Here is a 1,906-nt window from a genome sequence, read left to right as displayed (position 1 = left end):
CTCATTCCAGGACCTCCTTTTGGACCTTCATATCTGATTACTACAACATGACCTTCTTCAACTTCACCTTTGGCTACTGCGTCAAATGCATACTCTTCTCTGTCATACACTCTGGCCTTACCTGTAAATTTTGTCATCTCCACTCCAGCTGTCTTAATCACAGCTCCCTCTGGTGCCAAACTTCCCTTCAATATTACTGCAGTTCCAACTGAGTGAATTGGATTATCAACTGATTTTATAATTTGTTGTACTGGTTCAGGTATGTTCATTGAAGCAAGATTTTCTCTGATTGTTTTTCCAGTTACTGTTAAACAATTGTCGTGAATAAGTTTTCTCTCCGCTAATTTCTTTAATACAAATGGAATTCCTCCAATTTTATCTAGAGAATTCATGACATAATTTCCGCCTGGTTTCATATCTGCCAAATGTGGTGTCTTTTTTCTAACTCTCTCAAAATCATCATATGTTAATTTAATTCCAACTTCATTTGATAATGCCAACAAATGTAAAATTCCATTTGTAGAGCCGCCTACTGCATTTAACATTGTAATTGCATTTTCAAATGCCTCAAATGTGAGAATCTCACGTGGCCTGATATTTTGTTCTAGTAATCTGACACATGCAATTCCAGTATCGTAAACCATTTTCTCTCTTCTGTCATCTTCTGCTGGAGGACTGGCACTACCTGGTAAGGCAAGACCTATAGCTTCTGAAATTGATGCCATTGTATTTGCAGTAAACATTCCGCCGCATGAACCTGCATTTGGACATGCCGTATTTTCTATATTTTTTAATGCTTCAAGAGATAATTGACCTGCATCATATGCGCCAACTGCCTCGTAAACATCCACTACAGTTAATTCTTGACCGTTTAGAATTCCCGGCATTATGGTTCCGCCATAAACAAATACTGATGGTATGTTCAATCTGGCCATTGCCATCATAGTTCCTGGCAAACTCTTATCGCATCCAGCAATTCCAACTAGTGCATCATACTGATGAGCTCTGACCATCAATTCTATGGAATCTGCAATTACTTCTCTTGAAATTAATGATGACTTCATTCCTTCATGACCCATCGCAATTCCATCACTTACTGCGATAGTTGAAAATTCTCTAGGTGTTGCCCCTGCATCGCTAACTCCTTCTTTAGCTTTGAGAGCTAGTCTTGGAAGATGAATGTTACACGGAGTTGCCTCGTTTCCAGTATGACATACTCCGACAAATGCTTTTGATAAATCATTATCTGTTAATCCCATAGCTTTGTACATTGCTCTATGAGGAGATCTGGCAGTTCCTTCAACTACATTTCTACTAGAAATCTCCATAATATGACAAATCTTCTTTGCTATAATTTAGACTTTATTGATTTTATCAATTTAGAAATCTAATATGTCATAAAGCGTTTAAATTCCAAGTATTATTACAAAAAATATTGGAACAAAAAGCTCTTTCATGTCCTGTTTGTCAAAGTAACAAAGCAGAGATTGCTGGAGAAAATGTCAAATTAAGTGGAAGATTCGAAGATAAAGAATTTCTAACTACCCCGTTAACTGTTCTTAGATGTACTAGGTGTGGGTATTACATGTTTTTTGATAACATGGCACAATTCACAACTAAAGAACCATCTGATGAATCATAATTAAAAATTAATAAAAAATTATTTTTCAATAATTGGTTGTGTATCAACTTGCTTTAACAAGTCTTGAATTTCTTCTGGAGTTTCTGCTCCGTATGCGATAAGAATTCTGTCCTTATCCATGGTTTCATAGTCTCGGATGTCTTTGACTTCTTGATCATTTATGAAGAATCTTAATGAATAATCTTCATTTGTACAAAATTGTCTTCCATCCTGGAAAACAAAGCATTTGTCATCAACAGTTAACTTCAAAGTCTTAAACAAATA

Annotated in this window: 2 protein-coding genes and 1 pseudogene; 1 reads left to right on the top strand and 2 read right to left on the bottom strand. The window is 35.8% G+C overall.

The window, feature by feature from the left end; translation table 11 throughout:
* Window positions 1-1,328, bottom strand: a 1,328-nt coding sequence (locus BG20_RS05060; RefSeq protein ID WP_010191770.1) for a dihydroxy-acid dehydratase, incomplete at its 3' end; no start/stop codon positions are given.
* A gap of 107 nt (window positions 1,329-1,435) precedes the next feature.
* Between BG20_RS05060 and BG20_RS05055 the strand changes: the two genes are divergently transcribed.
* The gene (locus BG20_RS05055; protein WP_007401678.1) at window positions 1,436-1,642 is read left to right on the top strand and encodes a hypothetical protein; all 207 of its coding nucleotides are present in this window, start codon (window positions 1,436-1,438) and stop codon (window positions 1,640-1,642) included.
* An 18-nt stretch (window positions 1,643-1,660) separates the two neighbouring features.
* Here the strand turns inward: BG20_RS05055 and BG20_RS05050 are convergent.
* A pseudogene (locus tag BG20_RS05050) lies at window positions 1,661-1,906 on the bottom strand (protein-disulfide isomerase); the annotation flags it as partial.

The organism is Candidatus Nitrosarchaeum limnium BG20, assembly GCF_000241145.1.
GTDB lineage: Archaea > Thermoproteota > Nitrososphaeria > Nitrososphaerales > Nitrosopumilaceae > Nitrosarchaeum > Nitrosarchaeum limnae.
Note: the sequence above shows the minus strand (reverse complement) of the source record. Positions and strands in the feature narration are given on the sequence as shown.